Source organism: Microbacterium salsuginis (assembly GCF_012524205.1).
GTDB classification, from domain to species: domain Bacteria; phylum Actinomycetota; class Actinomycetes; order Actinomycetales; family Microbacteriaceae; genus Microbacterium; species Microbacterium salsuginis.
The window spans coordinates 603,600-616,012 of the sequence record NZ_JABACI010000001.1 but is presented as its reverse complement, the minus strand read 5'-3'; the positions used below and the strand labels follow the sequence as shown (position 1 = coordinate 616,012).

The following is a 12,413-nucleotide window of genomic DNA, read 5'->3' as shown; positions in this document are numbered from 1 at the left end:
GCTGAACCCAGCCGGATCAGCGCAGCGCGTCGGCCTTCGCCTCCAGCACCTTCCGTTGCGCGGCGTTCGCGGTGAGTCCCGCGGCGGTCAGCAGCTCCGATCGAGCCTCGTCCACACGCCCGAGCTGGGCGAGCAGCTCGCCGCGCACGCTCGGCACGAGATGCGAGCCCCGTAGTTCGCCGGATGCTTCGAGGGCATCGACCAGCGGCAGGGCATCGGCCGCGCCGTACGCCATCGACACCGCCACCGCGCGGTTGAGCTCCACGATGGGGCTCGGGGCCAGGCGTCCGAGCACCTCGTAGTGCAGCACGATGCGCTGCCAATCGGTCTCTTCGACGCTCGGCGCCACGGCGTGGCACTGCGCGATCGCGGCCTGCAGCGCGTAGGAGCCACGACCGATGCCTCGCGCTGCGGCAGCGGCATCCGCCTTCTTCAGGACGTCGACGCCCCGCAGGATCTGGCCGCGATCCCAGCGCGAGCGATCCTGGTCGGCGAGCAGCACGGGTTCGCCCGTCCGGGTCTCGCGCGCGGCGAAACGCGAACGCTGGAACTCCATGAGCGCCACGAGTGCGAGTGGCTCTGGCTCGCGGGGGAGGAGGCCTGCGACGATACGGCCGAGGCGCAGAGCCTCGTCGGCCAGGTCGGGGCGGACCCAGCGGTCGCCACCCGTGGCGGCATAGCCCTCGGTGAACACCAGGTACACGACGCCGAGCACCGCCGAGAGGCGAGCCTTCCACTCGGCAGGGTCGGGCGTCTCGAACGGCACGCGCGCTGCGGCGAGGGACTTCTTGGCCCGGGTGATGCGGGCCTGCACGGTGGGGACAGTGGTCAGCAGCATCCGGGCGATCTCTTCCGTCGACAGACCGGCGACGACCCGCAGCGTCAGCGCCACCTGAGATTCGCGCGACAGCGCCGGGTGACACGCAGTGAAGATCAGGCGCATCACATCGTCGTCGATCGGCTGCCACTCGTCGTCGGTGGCTTCGTCGAGCGTGTGCGCGATCGCCGCGTAGCGATCGTCCAGCCTCTCGCGGCGCCGCCACGCATCGATCACCCGCCGCTTGGCGACGGCGGTCAGCCACGCCCCCGGATTGGAGGGGATGCCGTCCCTCGGCCACGAGCCGAGGGCTTCGAGCAGCGCCTCTTGGGCGACATCCTCGGCGAGGCCGAGGTCGCCGGTCATCTTGGCGACGGATGCCACGATCCGAAGTCCTTCGATGCGCCAGACGGCCTCGACCGTGCGCCGGGTGTCGTTCATGATTGCTACGCGTTCCGGTCGGAGCTCACTCGGTGCCGAGCTCGGCCCGCCAGCCCTTCTCCTTCTCGACGTACTCGTTGTCTTCGAAGCCGGCGAAGTCGGTCTCGTCGGTCACGCGGCGCACCTCGAGCTTGCTGCCGGCGGTGAGCGGCGCGCGCTTCGCCCACTCGAGGGCCTCTTCGGGGGTCGCGGTCTGGATGATCCAGAACCCGTTGAACAGCTCGTGCACCTCGCCGTAGGGGCCGTCGCTGACGATCGGCGTCTCACCGGCGAAGTCGACGACGTAGCCGGCCTCCTGAGCGAGTCCCTCGCCGGCGACGAGCACGCCGGCCTTGATCATCGACTCGTTGTAGGCGCCCATCGCGTTGATGATGGCCTCGAAATCCATGTTCTCGTAGTCCTCAACGGCCTGCTCCGTCGCCCGCATGATCAGCATGTGCTTCATTGTTCGCTCCTTGTTCCGGTTCCCTCTGAAGGAACCGTTCGCTCCTTCTCACTATCGCGTCGAACGAGCGAGAACGAAATCGACATGCTCCGAGAATCTTTTTCGGGCGGTCTCACGATTCCGGTGCGAAGCGGTCCACGAGTCGCACGAGCGTCGGAAGGCCGCGGGAAGAGGCCCGCCCGCCGGTGAGCTGTTCGATGACCGGGGTGGCATTGCCCTCGCCCTCCCGCTGATTGCGCGTGAGGGTCCATCCGGGGCCCGAGCCGACGATCTCGCAGCGCCGGTACGCCGCGGCCTCGACAACGCCCGCATCCCCGATGTCGATCGTGCCGCCGCCGTGGACCGTGAACTCGAACCGGCGCGGATCGCTGGTCGCCCCGTGAGCGTCGACGACGCCCACGAGCTCCTCGAGCGGCAGCCAGAACCCGTCACGGTCCAATCCCGTCCGGGCGGCGATCGATGCCACCACGGTCTCGATCACGTCGTCGGGGTCGTCGGCCTCGAACACGACGGTGCCGTTGCTCTGGAACGGCACCGCGTCGGGGCATCCGGCGTCCGCGAACCCCGCCAGGATGTCGGCGGTCGACGGGTGACCCCGCTGACCCTGGTTGACGTTCCGGAGAAACGCGACACAGCGCATGCCTCGACGCTAGAGGACCGCCGCGATCGCGGCACCCCCTCGCGTCAGACTCAGTGCACGGGCGGGATCGTGAATCCGGCTATGCGGTCGCCGTCGAGTTCGAAGATCCCGTCGGACTCGCCGTTGAACACGTCGCTGCGCCAGTCGAAGTGGATGCGCACGGTGCTGCCGTCGACGGATGCCGAGAGTACGGTCATACGCGCGCCTGCGCCGATCGCATCCGAACCCGCCCAGCTCCGTACGCCGTCGTGGCCACGCAGCACGCGACCCCAGTCGTCGACGAAGCCGTCCTCGGTGAACGCCGCGACGAAGGCGTCGGTGTCGGCGGAGTTGATGGCATCCACGAACTGCTGGACGGGAGCCGGAAGAGAGAGCGTCGTCATGGTCTTTCCTTTCGTCTGCGCCTCATTGTGCCCTCACGCCGCGGCGTGAGGGTCGTGGGCATTGAGCGTCGCGACCACGTTCGCGTAGTCGCCGCGAGCCTCGCCGTAGCGCAGGAACTTGACGCGTTCCACCTGCACCTCGGTCGCGTCGGGCTCGTCGCGCAGGATCTGCATGACCTCGTCGGCGAACTCGTCGAGTGGCATCGCGAACGCGCTCTCGCGCTGACCGGCCATGAGATCGGTGGCCACCGACGGCGGCTCGAGCTCGACCACTCGCACCGACGTGCCGGCCAGTTGCAGCCGCATCGACTCGCTGAGCATGTGGATGGCGGCCTTCGTGGCGTTATACGTCGGCGTGACACGCAGCGGCGCGAAAGCGAGCCCCGACGAGACCGTCATGATCGTGGCATCCGGCTGTGCACGAAGGTGCTCGATGAATGCGCCGATCAGCCGGATCGGACCGAGCAGGTTCGTCGTCACCGTCGCCTCGGCGGTCTCGACGAAGCCGGCGGGAGTGGTCCAGTCCTCGAGGCGCATGATGCCCGCCATCGTCACGAGCACGTTGAGCTGGGGATGGCGGGCGATCACCTCGGCAGAGGCCGCCGCCATGGACGCGGCATCCGTCGTGTCGATCTGGATCGTGTCGATGCCGGGATGCTGCTGCGCGATCTCGGCGAGCAGTTCACGGCGACGGCCGCCGACGATGACGGTGTTGCCGGCATCGTGCAGGCGCTCGGCCAGCGCAAGGCCGATGCCGCTGGTGGCTCCCGGAATGAAGATGGTGTTTCCGTTGATTCGCATGCTTCGAGTGTTCGACGCCCGCGCGCCTCGTGGCAGAGAGCGCTTATCGGGGGAGCGGGAGTCCCTGGATGCCGCAGCCCGGCGCGGTCATGATGGACCCATGGATCGCGAAGCCCTCGCCGAGTTCTTGCGCACGCGCCGCGAACAGCTGCAGCCCGCCGATGTCGGACTCGCCGCAGGGCCGCGACGACGCGCGCCCGGCCTGCGCCGCGAGGAGGTGGCGCAACTGGCGCTCATGTCGACCGACTACTACACGCGACTCGAGCAGCAGCGCGGTCCTCAGCCGAGCACGCAAATGCTGGCGTCACTGGCCCGTGCGCTGCGGCTCACCGCCGACGAGCGTGACTACCTCTATCGCATGGCCGGCCACGCGGTGCCCGACCGCCTGAGCTCGACCGGCCACGTGGCACCGGCTCTGCAGCGCGTGTTCGATCGGCTCTCGGACACTCCGGCGCTCGTGATCTCGAACCTCGGCGAGACCCTCGTGCAGAACGCGCTCGCCGCGGCTCTGCTCGGCGACAACGCCGGTGCGTCCGGGTGGGACCGGTACGAGCCGTACCGCTGGTTCGTGCGGCCGGACGTCGAGCGCAGGCGCTACCCCGAGCAGGACCACGCGCGCCACAGCCGCGCGCAGGTCGCCGGCCTGCGAGCCGCCATCGGAGCGATGGGGTCGCAGTCGCGCGCGGGCGAACTCGTCGCCGAACTGATCCAACGCAGTGCCGAGTTCCGCGAGCTGTGGGACCGGCAGGAGGTCGCCCAGCGCTTCGCCGACCACAAGGTCCTGATCCACCCGGAGGTAGGCGCGATCGAGGTCGACTGTCAGGTGCTCTTCACCGAGGACCGCGCACAGGCGCTGCTCGTCCTCACGCCGGAGCCGCGCAGCGAAGACGAGGACAAGATCCGGCTCCTCAGCGTGCTCGGCGTGCAGCAGTTCACGGCAAGCGAGCGCTGAAACCCTGACAGCGGTGGGGCCCCTAGCAGTTCGCGCGGGTGCGAGTCAATGGTCCGACCGTTCCTGCGTCCCCTCCGTACGCTTGCAGAGCAACACACGCGGGACGGTCGAGCATCGGCGTTCGGGTCGCTGGCAGCCTCCTGTCACCGCGCGATGGTCCCGGTGGGCGGGCTTCCCACCGGGACCATCAACTCGATCGCCGCGGCCGTTGAGCCGGTCGGCCGGGCATCCGTCAACCCCTTGCGGGGCGGCGCTCAATCGGCCGACCCTGGATTATGGCCATCGACATCACCGAACTACTGCGCCTCGAGCAGGCAGGCTGGACGTCGTTGTGCGACGGCACCGGCGACGCCTTCTACGGCAGGATCATGACCGAGAACGGCGTGATGGTGCTCGCCGACGGCTCGGTCCGCGACCGCGAGGGCGTCGTGGCCTCGCTGCGCGACGCTCCCACGTGGAACAGCTTCGAGATGACGGACGAGCGCCTGGTCGAGATGGCGCCGGATGCCGCAGCCCTCGTCTACACGGGGCGCGCGTTCCGTGCGGCCGGCGGCCCCGCGTTCGTCGGCGCGATGACGAGCGTGTACGTGCGCCGGGGCGACCAGTGGCGGCTCGCGCTGTACCAGCAGACGCCCGTGCCCGAGGCGGAATGACGGGTGACGGCTGCGGTCACTCTGTCTTGCGCGGAGTCATGAACCACTCCACGAACTTCTTCGCGCGCCCGTCCGGGGCGAACCACACCTCCCACATGTTCGAGTAGTGCTCGTGCCCTGGGTAGTCGACGGTGCCCTTGATGACGGCGAGCTCTTCGTTCTCGATGAGCACATCGAGGTCGTGCACCGGGTCGGTCGGCTCGGGGTCGCGCCACATCTCGACGATCGCGTCGATGCCGATCACGGGGGAGTCGTCGTCAGGCCGGAACCAGCACTCCGCGTCGTCGGTGAAGATCGCACGGACATCGGTCTCGTCCTTCGAGGTCCAGGCGGTGAGGTAGCCGTTCAGCCAGTCGCTTGCCTTGGTCATTCCTCGGTTCTACTCCGGGGGTCGGACGCCCACCAGACCATCCTCTAGAATCGTGGGCATGGGAACTCTGTGCAGCGCGCCGACGGTGGCGTGCGACTGGTACATCCGCGACCGCCGCGCCTGACGGCGACCTCGCGGCCATCCGCGTAGCGCGCCGTCGTCCCGGGAGTCCTCGCACCCCGGTCGCGCGCCCCTCCGACATGGTCGGGATCCACGGTCCTTCTGACGATCGTCCTCCTCGAACCACAGCCGCACGCAGCGTGCGTCGGGGTGCTCCATCCTTCCTCTCTGGAGCGCCCTCATGCGTCACCGTTCCCTTCACGGCGGCCGACACGAACTCGGCCAGAACTTCCTCACCCACCGCCCGACGATCCACGGGATCGTCGACCTCGTCGCCGCGACCCGTGGGCCGATCCTCGAGATCGGCGCGGGCGACGGCGCGCTGACGATTCCGCTGGCCCGCCTCGGGCGCGAGCTCGAGGCGATCGACATCGACGAGCGCCGCGTACAGCGGCTTCGGCAGCGGCTCCCGCACGCTCGCGTGCAGCACGGCGATGCGCTGCGGCATCCGCTCGACCGCCCTGTTGTCGTCGGAAACGTGCCCTACCACCTCACCACGCCGATCATGCGGCGCCTGCTGTCGCACGGAGCCTGGTGTCACGCCGTCCTGCTGACGCAGTGGGAGGTGGCGCGCAAGCGCGCCGGCGTCGGCGGCGGCACGATGATGACCGCGCAGGCCGCGCCGTGGTTCGAGTTCGTCCTCCACGGACGCGTGCCCGCGCGGCACTTCAGCCCGATGCCGAGCGTGGACGGCGGCATCCTGAGCATCACGCGGCGGGGCTCGCCCCTGGTCGATCCGCACCAGCGGCGAGCCTATGACCGGTTCGTCCACGACATGTTCACCGGCCGGGGAAGCGGGCTCGCGTCGATCCTGCAGCAGCGAAACGGCATCAGCCGGGCACGGGCGCGGGCGGCGCTGCGTGAGATCGGAGTCCCCAACCACGCGTTGTCCCGTGATCTGCGGCCCGAGCAGTGGGCCGCGCTGTGGGCGACGGTCGGGGCGGGCGCGGGAACGAGGAAGGGCAGGTGAGATCGTCTGCGCTGCGAAGTACGCTTGCCGCGTGCACCGCATCTTCGGCATCAGCTTCGCCTCGGTCTACCCGCTCTACATCGAGAAGGTGGAACGGAAGGGACGCTCGAAGGAAGAGCTCGACCAGGTGATCGAGTGGCTGACGGGCTTCGACGAAGGCGAACTGCAGCGCCATATCGTCGAGCGGACCACGTTCGAGGACTTCTTCGCCGACGCGCACCTCAATCCGAACGCCTCGCTCATCACGGGCGTGGTGTGCGGGGTTCGCGTACAAGAGATCGAGGATCCGCTCATGCAGAAGATCCGCTACCTCGACAAGCTGGTCGACGAGCTCGCCAAGGGCAAGGCGATGGAGAAGGTGCTGCGCGCCGCCTGAACCCGTGCTGATACCGTCGTGAACGCGCCCGAGAGAGAGCCGGCGCGGAGCGAGGCGGAACATGGCGGAGCGCATCAGCTGGGTGCTGGTCGACGGCGAGAACATCGACGCGACCCTCGGCGGACAGATCCTCGGCCGGCGACCGCAGCCCGAGGAACGGCCCCGCTGGGACCGGCTGCTCAGCTTCGTCATCGACCGGTGGAACCAGCCGGCGCGTGGTCTGTTCTTCCTCAATGCCAGCTCGCACCTGCCGATGCCGTTCGTGCAGGCACTGCTCGCGCTCGGCTACCAGCCGGTGCCGCTGTCCGGCCCCGCCGACGAGAAGATCGTCGACATCGCCATCCAGCGCACCCTCCGCGAACTGGCAGCACGTGAGGGCGATGTCGTTCTCGTCAGCCACGATCGCGACTTCGTCGAGGACGTCGCGCGCCTCGCCGACGGCGAGCGGCGCGTCGGACTGATCGCGTTCCACGAGTTCCGCAGCAGCGAGTTCGCGGGACTGCCGGGTGTCGAGTTCTTCGACATCGAGTACGACGCCGAAGCGTTCGACGCGCCCCTGCCCCGCGTGCGTGTCATCCCGATCGACGAGTTCGATCCCGCCGACTTCCTGAGATGACGGATGCCCCGGCCATTGGTCGCCGCGCCGCCCGGGTGTCTGCGACCGGGGCTAGCCTGAACGGGTGCCCGCCGATGCTCGTTCGCAGACCGCCCGGGATCAACGGAGTGCCCGGGACCAGCTGGCGGCCGTGGTCGAGGCCGCGTCGGCGCCCGGCACCCACGGCTTCGAGGCGTTCGCTGGATTGCCCACGCCCACCGACGCCAGGCCGGCGGCGGTTCTCATCCTCTTCGGCGTGCTCGACTCGCTGCCGAGCGACCACGACGCGCAGGCCCGCGCGGTCTCACGTGACCTCGATGTGCTGCTGCTCGCTCGCGCGGCGACCCTGCGGTCCCACGCCGGTCAGGTCGCCTTCCCGGGCGGGCGGCTCGACCCCGGTGATGACGGGCCGGTCGCGGCCGCGCTGCGCGAAGCGTGGGAAGAGACCGGGCTCGACCCGTCCGGCGTGGATGTGCTCGGCACCCTCGAGAACATCCCCCTCGAGTACTCGCTGCACCTGGTCACTCCGGTGCTGGCCTGGTGGCGGCATCCGTCCCCCGTCCGCGTCGTCGACGAGGCCGAGTCCGCCGATGTGTTCCGCGCTCCTGTCGCCGACCTGCTGAACCCTGCGAATCGCGGTGCGACCGTGATCCGCAGGGACGGACAGGAATGGCGAGGTCCGGGATTCCTCGTGCCGCGCTTCGATGCGCAGGGCCACAGGGTGGGCGAGCACCTGGTGTGGGGATTCACCGGGATGGTGCTCGACGGCCTGTTCGACCGCCTCGGCTGGACCGAGCCGTGGGACGACACCCGCGAGCTGCCCCTCGCGCTGCCCGACTGACCCGCGAGCCACGGCAGGATGGGTCCATGCCTTCTGTCGACGAGATCGTCCCCGCCAACCGCCGCCATCTGCTCGACCTCGCTGTGTACGGGCACCTCGGCACCGTCCGCCCGAACGACACCGTCCAGGTGAACCCGATGTGGTTCGAGTTCGACGGTGAGCACGTCCGCTTCACGCACACGAACTATCGCCAGAAGTACCGCAACCTGCAGCACAACCCGTCCATGTCACTGTCGATCCTCGATCCCGACAACCCGTTCCACTACCTCGAGGTCGCTGGAAACCTGGTCGAGGTGATCCCCGATCCCGAGGGCGCCTTCTACGTCCGGCTGCAGAACCTCTACGGCAATCCGAGCACGACGCCGCCGCGCGACAAGGCCGACCGCGTCATCCTCGTGATGTCGATCGAGCGCGCGACCACGCAATAAGTCCAGAGAACGAACGAGCGGATGCCGCAACGCGGCATCCGCTCGATTCAGGGCGTCTGGGGTCAGTACCAGCCGACGGACTGGGAGTGCGACCAGGCACCGCACGGCGTGCCGTAGCGGCCCGAGATGTAGCCCAGGCCCCACGAGATCTGAGTGGCGGCGTTGGTCTGCCAGTCGGCACCGGCCGTGGCCATCTTGCTGCCGGGGAGCGCCTGCGGGATGCCGTACGCGCCGCTCGAGCGGTTGTGCGCGAGCGTGTTCCAGCCCGATTCCTTCTGCCACAGCGACACGAGGCACGCGAACTGGTCGTCGCCCCAGCCGTAGCCGGCGATCATCGTGCGTGCGATGGCCTGGGCGTCGGCGGCGCTCGTGCCGGCAGCGGCGTAGACGGGCGAAGGTGCGGACGAACCCGACGAACCCGACGACGTGGACTGCTTCGCTGCGGCTGCCTCGGCGGCAGCGGCAGCCGCAGCAGCTGCTTCGGCCTCGAGACGGGCCTTCTCGGCGGCCTCCTGCTCGGCCTTCAGCGCGATGGCGGCGTCGAGGCTGCCGCGAAGAGCCGCGACGTGCTCGTCGACCGACGCGATGAGCGTCGTCACATCCTCGGTCAGGTCGGGCACCAGGGGTGCAGGCAGAAGATCGCCCGCTTCGAGGCGCTCGGCGGCTGCTTCGAGCGCCGCGGTGTCGACCGAGGTGTCGGGCCGGCCGATGTCGAGGCCCGACGCGGCGATGTCGGCGGCGACGGTGGCGGCGGCCGTGACCGAGGCGTCTGCGGCGACCAGCGCGTCGCGTGCGGCGGTCGAGATGTCGTCGGCGCCGATGCCTGCGGCCGCTCCATCCGATGCGATGGGCGTGCTGAATGACGCGAGTGCGAAGTCGCCGAAGGATCCGGATGCCTCGGCCTGCGCGGTCGGTGCCGTCGCGGTCACGCCGGCAGTCACGAGAACGGCGAAAGCCAGACCCGTCGCGAGGATCGCGGGGCGTCGGCGGGAGCGGCGGGCGGCCTGTCGGCGCAGGCGGCGGATGGGGGCGGAGGACGTGATCGAGCGCATGAAAACCTGAGTTCCGTATAGATCCACGCCGTCGGGTACGGCGCCGTGCAACCGCTCCGGCGGGCACAAGTCAGCGAGTCTGCCGGGGTTGTCTGGACGGTTCCGGTGTGTTTCCTGAACGTCCGGTGAGAGCGCGGCCGCGGAAAAAGGGCCGATCAGCGGCTCAGGGCCGCCCGATCGGTCGTCAAATTCAGCGGTAGCGGTAGTGCTCGGCGCTCGTGTTGACCCAGCTTGCAAAGCGTCGGGCCGGAGCATCCTGCCTCTGAGGTACGGTCGTCACCCACACCTGTTCCGTGCCTGTGATGACGAGGTACAGCAGGGGCCGCTGGATGATGCGGTTCAGGGTTCGCGGAGTGATCGCGCCGGCCCGGCCGACCAGGCGACGATCCACGGCGCTGCGGGTGAACGCGGGCCGCCGCAGCAGCGCATCGCCCGTCTCGACGGATGCCTGCGCTCCGGCCACGGGCTGGCTCGACTCGCCGAAATGGATCCAGCGGCCGTCGATGATCACGTCGGCGAACTCCTGCTCTTCGCCGCTGTACCGCACCGCGGTCGTCCATTGCCGGCCGTCCCACCAGCGGAGCCGTCCGCGCTGGTCGTCGTACCAGCCGGCAGCGGCCGCGCCCGCGGCGGGAGCGGCATCACGGTGCAGCTCGATGTCGTGCTCGCGCAGGTCGATGTACTCCTCGGTCCAGCGCGTGCCGTCCCACCACCGCTGCTTGCCGGTGCCGTCGTCGTACCACCCAGGATCGGCGTGCGTGGTCATGGTCAGAGCGTAGTTCGATCCGCTCCGAACAGGTCAGCGCAGTTCGGCGAGCGTCTCGCGCACGTACCGGATATCGGAGAACGTCGCGGTCGCGGAATCGCCGAGCGGCGCCTGCGCCAGGAATCCGGCCTGTACCGGCTTGTCGGTGAGGAGTCGGAACAGCCGCACGAACCGCCAGACGCGGCCATCCGGTGACGAATGGAACGCGAACGCCGGACCGATCTTCGACACCCTCAGCCAGACCTCCTCCGTGTCGACGTCGATGGCGTTCGCATCGTCGGAGTACTGGTTGGTGACGACGCTCACCACCATCGCGGCGCCATGCGGTGACCATTCGAAGCACAGTTTCGCCCAATGGTCCTCGTCCGCCCAGAGCGAGAGCACTCCGGCATCGAATGTCGTGCGCGGGTGTCCGACGCGGACGCGTGCCGAGAGCTGGAAGTCGTCGTGCACGGTGAATGCCAGGCTCGTGGCCCTGTGCTGGGGTTCGGTGCCCGACGCGTCGTTCGTCCAGTCCACACCGGCCGCGGCCGTCAGCTGAAAGCCGCCGTCCGCAACTGCCGTGAACCCTCCGATTCCGTTCGTCCATTCGAGAGCGGGCAGACCGGGGAGGTGCGTCGTCATGGTGCCCGATCGTATCCGGCCGTCGGGCAGCCTCTGGCGACGAGCTCGTTCAGCCGAGCGCCCGCATCTTCTGCAGCAGAGGCTCTGCGACCTCGGCGAGGAAGCGGTCCTGCTGCTCGTCGCCGATCTGGACGATCGCGACGTCGGTGAATCCGGCGTCGATGTACGGCTGCACGCTCGCCGCGAGTTCGTCCAGGTCGGGGCCGCAGACGATCGAGCCTGCGACGTCTTCGGGCCGTACGAACTGGCTCGCGGCTTCGAATCCTGCCGGCGTCGGCAGCTCGGCGTTCACCGGCCACCCGCCTCCGAACCAGCGGAACTGGTCATGCGCGCGCTGGATCGCGGCATCCCGATCCGGATCCCACGAGATCGGCACCTGGCCGATCTTGCGCGAGGAAGCGCCCTCCGCGGCGGCCCCACGCGCCTCGTCCCATTTCTGCACCAGGTCGGGCTTGGGCTCGACGGCGATCAGATGGTCGCCCAGGGGCGCGAAAGACTCGATCGATTCATCACCCGAGACCGCCACGCCGATCTCGACCGGTGCGTCAGGGGCGTCCCACACGCGCGCAGAGTCGACGCGGAAGTACTGGCCGTCGTAGGTGACGAGGTCGCCCGAGTGAAGTTCGCGGATGATCTCGATCGCCTCGACGAGCATCGACTGACGAGTGTCGACGCTCGGCCAGCCCTCGCCGACGACGTGCTCATTGAGATTCTCGCCGGATCCCAGCCCGAGGAGGAAGCGACCTTCGCTGAGCAGCTGGAGTGTCGCCGCCTTCTGAGCCACGACGGCGGGGTGATATCGCATCGTCGGGCAGGTGACGTAGGTCATGAGCTCGACACGGGACGTCGCTTGTGCGACCGCACCGAGCACCGTCCAGGCGTAGGGGGAGTGCCCTTGGCTCACGAGCCACGGCGAGTAATGGTCGCTCGACACTTCGAAGTCGAAGCCTGCCTCTTCTGCAGACCGGGCGTAACGGACGAGTTCGCGAGGCCCGCTCTGCTCGCCCATCAGGGTGTAGCCGAATCGCGTCATGGGCGCGACGATACGCGCGGGCCGCCGGGACGACCCGGGGATTGCGGGCCCCGGGGCGCCGTGCTAATCCCGGCTCCGAACGCGATGGCGTGAACACGGGCGCCGC

17 protein-coding genes are annotated in these 12,413 nt (G+C 69.0%); 7 read left to right on the top strand and 10 right to left on the bottom strand.

What is annotated here, in order from left to right:
- Positions 1 to 16: 16 nt before the first annotated feature.
- The 5 genes from HF576_RS03010 to HF576_RS02990 all read right to left on the bottom strand — a co-directional run bounded on the left by HF576_RS03010 (position 17) and on the right by HF576_RS02990 (position 3,527).
- Positions 17 to 1,258 carry an RNA polymerase sigma factor gene (locus HF576_RS03010; RefSeq protein ID WP_168911282.1) on the bottom strand — a complete coding sequence of 414 codons (1,242 nt, stop codon included), beginning with the start codon at positions 1,256 to 1,258 and terminating at the stop codon, positions 17 to 19.
- A gap of 25 nt (positions 1,259 to 1,283) precedes the next feature.
- Positions 1,284 to 1,703, bottom strand: a complete 420-nt coding sequence (locus tag HF576_RS03005; protein ID WP_168911281.1) for a YciI family protein — start codon at positions 1,701 to 1,703, stop codon at positions 1,284 to 1,286.
- Between the two features lie 112 nt (positions 1,704 to 1,815).
- On the bottom strand, positions 1,816 to 2,343 hold the full coding sequence (locus HF576_RS03000) for a DUF1697 domain-containing protein (RefSeq protein ID WP_168911280.1): 528 nt from the start codon (positions 2,341 to 2,343) through the stop codon (positions 1,816 to 1,818).
- Between the two features lie 50 nt (positions 2,344 to 2,393).
- Positions 2,394 to 2,726 carry a nuclear transport factor 2 family protein gene (locus HF576_RS02995; RefSeq protein ID WP_168911279.1) on the bottom strand — a complete coding sequence of 111 codons (333 nt, stop codon included), beginning with the start codon at positions 2,724 to 2,726 and terminating at the stop codon, positions 2,394 to 2,396.
- Positions 2,727 to 2,759: 33 nt separating this feature from the next.
- Positions 2,760 to 3,527, bottom strand: coding sequence for an SDR family oxidoreductase (locus HF576_RS02990; protein ID WP_168911278.1), 768 nt, complete (start codon positions 3,525 to 3,527; stop codon positions 2,760 to 2,762).
- Positions 3,528 to 3,627: 100 nt separating this feature from the next.
- On the opposite strand from HF576_RS02990, the gene HF576_RS02985 reads away from it, so the two are divergent.
- Positions 3,628 to 4,479, top strand: coding sequence for a helix-turn-helix transcriptional regulator (locus HF576_RS02985; RefSeq protein WP_168911277.1), 852 nt, complete (start codon positions 3,628 to 3,630; stop codon positions 4,477 to 4,479).
- 275 nt (positions 4,480 to 4,754) lie between these two features.
- On the top strand, positions 4,755 to 5,132 hold the full coding sequence (locus HF576_RS02980) for a nuclear transport factor 2 family protein (protein WP_168911276.1): 378 nt from the start codon (positions 4,755 to 4,757) through the stop codon (positions 5,130 to 5,132).
- 16 nt (positions 5,133 to 5,148) lie between these two features.
- Here HF576_RS02980 and HF576_RS02975 read toward each other — a convergent pair whose 3' ends face one another.
- Positions 5,149 to 5,502: a nuclear transport factor 2 family protein gene (locus tag HF576_RS02975; protein WP_168911275.1), complete on the bottom strand. Its 354-nt coding sequence runs from the start codon at positions 5,500 to 5,502 to the stop codon at positions 5,149 to 5,151.
- Positions 5,503 to 5,803: 301 nt separating this feature from the next.
- On the opposite strand from HF576_RS02975, the gene erm reads away from it, so the two are divergent.
- The 5 genes from erm (at position 5,804) to HF576_RS02950 (ending at position 8,832) form a co-directional block, all read left to right on the top strand.
- On the top strand, positions 5,804 to 6,592 hold the full coding sequence (gene erm / locus HF576_RS02970; RefSeq protein ID WP_168911274.1) for a 23S ribosomal RNA methyltransferase Erm: 789 nt from the start codon (positions 5,804 to 5,806) through the stop codon (positions 6,590 to 6,592).
- A 31-nt stretch (positions 6,593 to 6,623) separates the two neighbouring features.
- Entirely contained in the window at positions 6,624 to 6,968 is a 345-nt protein-coding gene (locus HF576_RS02965) for a DUF2200 family protein (protein ID WP_168911273.1), read from the top strand.
- Between the two features lie 61 nt (positions 6,969 to 7,029).
- Positions 7,030 to 7,584, top strand: a complete 555-nt coding sequence (locus HF576_RS02960) for an NYN domain-containing protein (protein ID WP_168911272.1) — start codon at positions 7,030 to 7,032, stop codon at positions 7,582 to 7,584.
- A gap of 64 nt (positions 7,585 to 7,648) precedes the next feature.
- Complete coding sequence (locus HF576_RS02955; protein WP_425522971.1) at positions 7,649 to 8,404, top strand: NUDIX hydrolase; 756 nt, start codon at positions 7,649 to 7,651, stop codon at positions 8,402 to 8,404.
- Between the two features lie 26 nt (positions 8,405 to 8,430).
- Positions 8,431 to 8,832, top strand: coding sequence for a PPOX class F420-dependent oxidoreductase (locus tag HF576_RS02950; RefSeq protein WP_168911271.1), 402 nt, complete (start codon positions 8,431 to 8,433; stop codon positions 8,830 to 8,832).
- 62 nt (positions 8,833 to 8,894) lie between these two features.
- Here the strand turns inward: HF576_RS02950 and HF576_RS02945 are convergent, their stop codons facing one another.
- The 4 genes from HF576_RS02945 to HF576_RS02930 form a co-directional block, all read right to left on the bottom strand.
- On the bottom strand, positions 8,895 to 9,884 hold the full coding sequence (locus tag HF576_RS02945) for an aggregation-promoting factor C-terminal-like domain-containing protein (protein ID WP_168911270.1): 990 nt from the start codon (positions 9,882 to 9,884) through the stop codon (positions 8,895 to 8,897).
- A 190-nt stretch (positions 9,885 to 10,074) separates the two neighbouring features.
- Entirely contained in the window at positions 10,075 to 10,650 is a 576-nt protein-coding gene (locus HF576_RS02940; protein WP_168911269.1) for a DUF2510 domain-containing protein, read from the bottom strand.
- A 33-nt stretch (positions 10,651 to 10,683) separates the two neighbouring features.
- Positions 10,684 to 11,274 (bottom strand): DUF1349 domain-containing protein, encoded by a 591-nt coding sequence (locus HF576_RS02935; RefSeq protein WP_168911268.1) that lies wholly within the window; start codon positions 11,272 to 11,274, stop codon positions 10,684 to 10,686.
- Between the two features lie 49 nt (positions 11,275 to 11,323).
- Positions 11,324 to 12,307, bottom strand: a complete 984-nt coding sequence (locus HF576_RS02930; protein WP_168911267.1) for an LLM class F420-dependent oxidoreductase — start codon at positions 12,305 to 12,307, stop codon at positions 11,324 to 11,326.
- Between the last annotated feature and the right edge of the window lie 106 nt (positions 12,308 to 12,413).

Bases quoted from the DNA above. Each gene is read 5' to 3' on its own strand.
- HF576_RS02935 (WP_168911268.1), bottom strand. From the start codon at position 11,274: ATGACGACGCACCTCCCCGGTCTGCCCGCTCTCGAATGGACGAACGGA.
- HF576_RS02980 (WP_168911276.1), top strand. From the start codon at position 4,755: ATGGCCATCGACATCACCGAACTACTGCGCCTCGAGCAGGCAGGCTGG.
- HF576_RS02990 (WP_168911278.1), bottom strand. From the start codon at position 3,527: ATGCGAATCAACGGAAACACCATCTTCATTCCGGGAGCCACCAGCGGC.
- HF576_RS02940 (WP_168911269.1), bottom strand. From the start codon at position 10,650: ATGACCACGCACGCCGATCCTGGGTGGTACGACGACGGCACCGGCAAG.
- HF576_RS02975 (WP_168911275.1), bottom strand. From the start codon at position 5,502: ATGACCAAGGCAAGCGACTGGCTGAACGGCTACCTCACCGCCTGGACC.
- erm (WP_168911274.1), top strand. From the start codon at position 5,804: ATGCGTCACCGTTCCCTTCACGGCGGCCGACACGAACTCGGCCAGAAC.
- HF576_RS03005 (WP_168911281.1), bottom strand. From the start codon at position 1,703: ATGAAGCACATGCTGATCATGCGGGCGACGGAGCAGGCCGTTGAGGAC.
- HF576_RS02950 (WP_168911271.1), top strand. From the start codon at position 8,431: ATGCCTTCTGTCGACGAGATCGTCCCCGCCAACCGCCGCCATCTGCTC.
- HF576_RS02985 (WP_168911277.1), top strand. From the start codon at position 3,628: ATGGATCGCGAAGCCCTCGCCGAGTTCTTGCGCACGCGCCGCGAACAG.
- HF576_RS02995 (WP_168911279.1), bottom strand. From the start codon at position 2,726: ATGACGACGCTCTCTCTTCCGGCTCCCGTCCAGCAGTTCGTGGATGCC.
- HF576_RS02930 (WP_168911267.1), bottom strand. From the start codon at position 12,307: ATGACGCGATTCGGCTACACCCTGATGGGCGAGCAGAGCGGGCCTCGC.
- HF576_RS02945 (WP_168911270.1), bottom strand. From the start codon at position 9,884: ATGCGCTCGATCACGTCCTCCGCCCCCATCCGCCGCCTGCGCCGACAG.
- HF576_RS03010 (WP_168911282.1), bottom strand. From the start codon at position 1,258: ATGAACGACACCCGGCGCACGGTCGAGGCCGTCTGGCGCATCGAAGGA.
- HF576_RS03000 (WP_168911280.1), bottom strand. From the start codon at position 2,343: ATGCGCTGTGTCGCGTTTCTCCGGAACGTCAACCAGGGTCAGCGGGGT.
- HF576_RS02960 (WP_168911272.1), top strand. From the start codon at position 7,030: ATGGCGGAGCGCATCAGCTGGGTGCTGGTCGACGGCGAGAACATCGAC.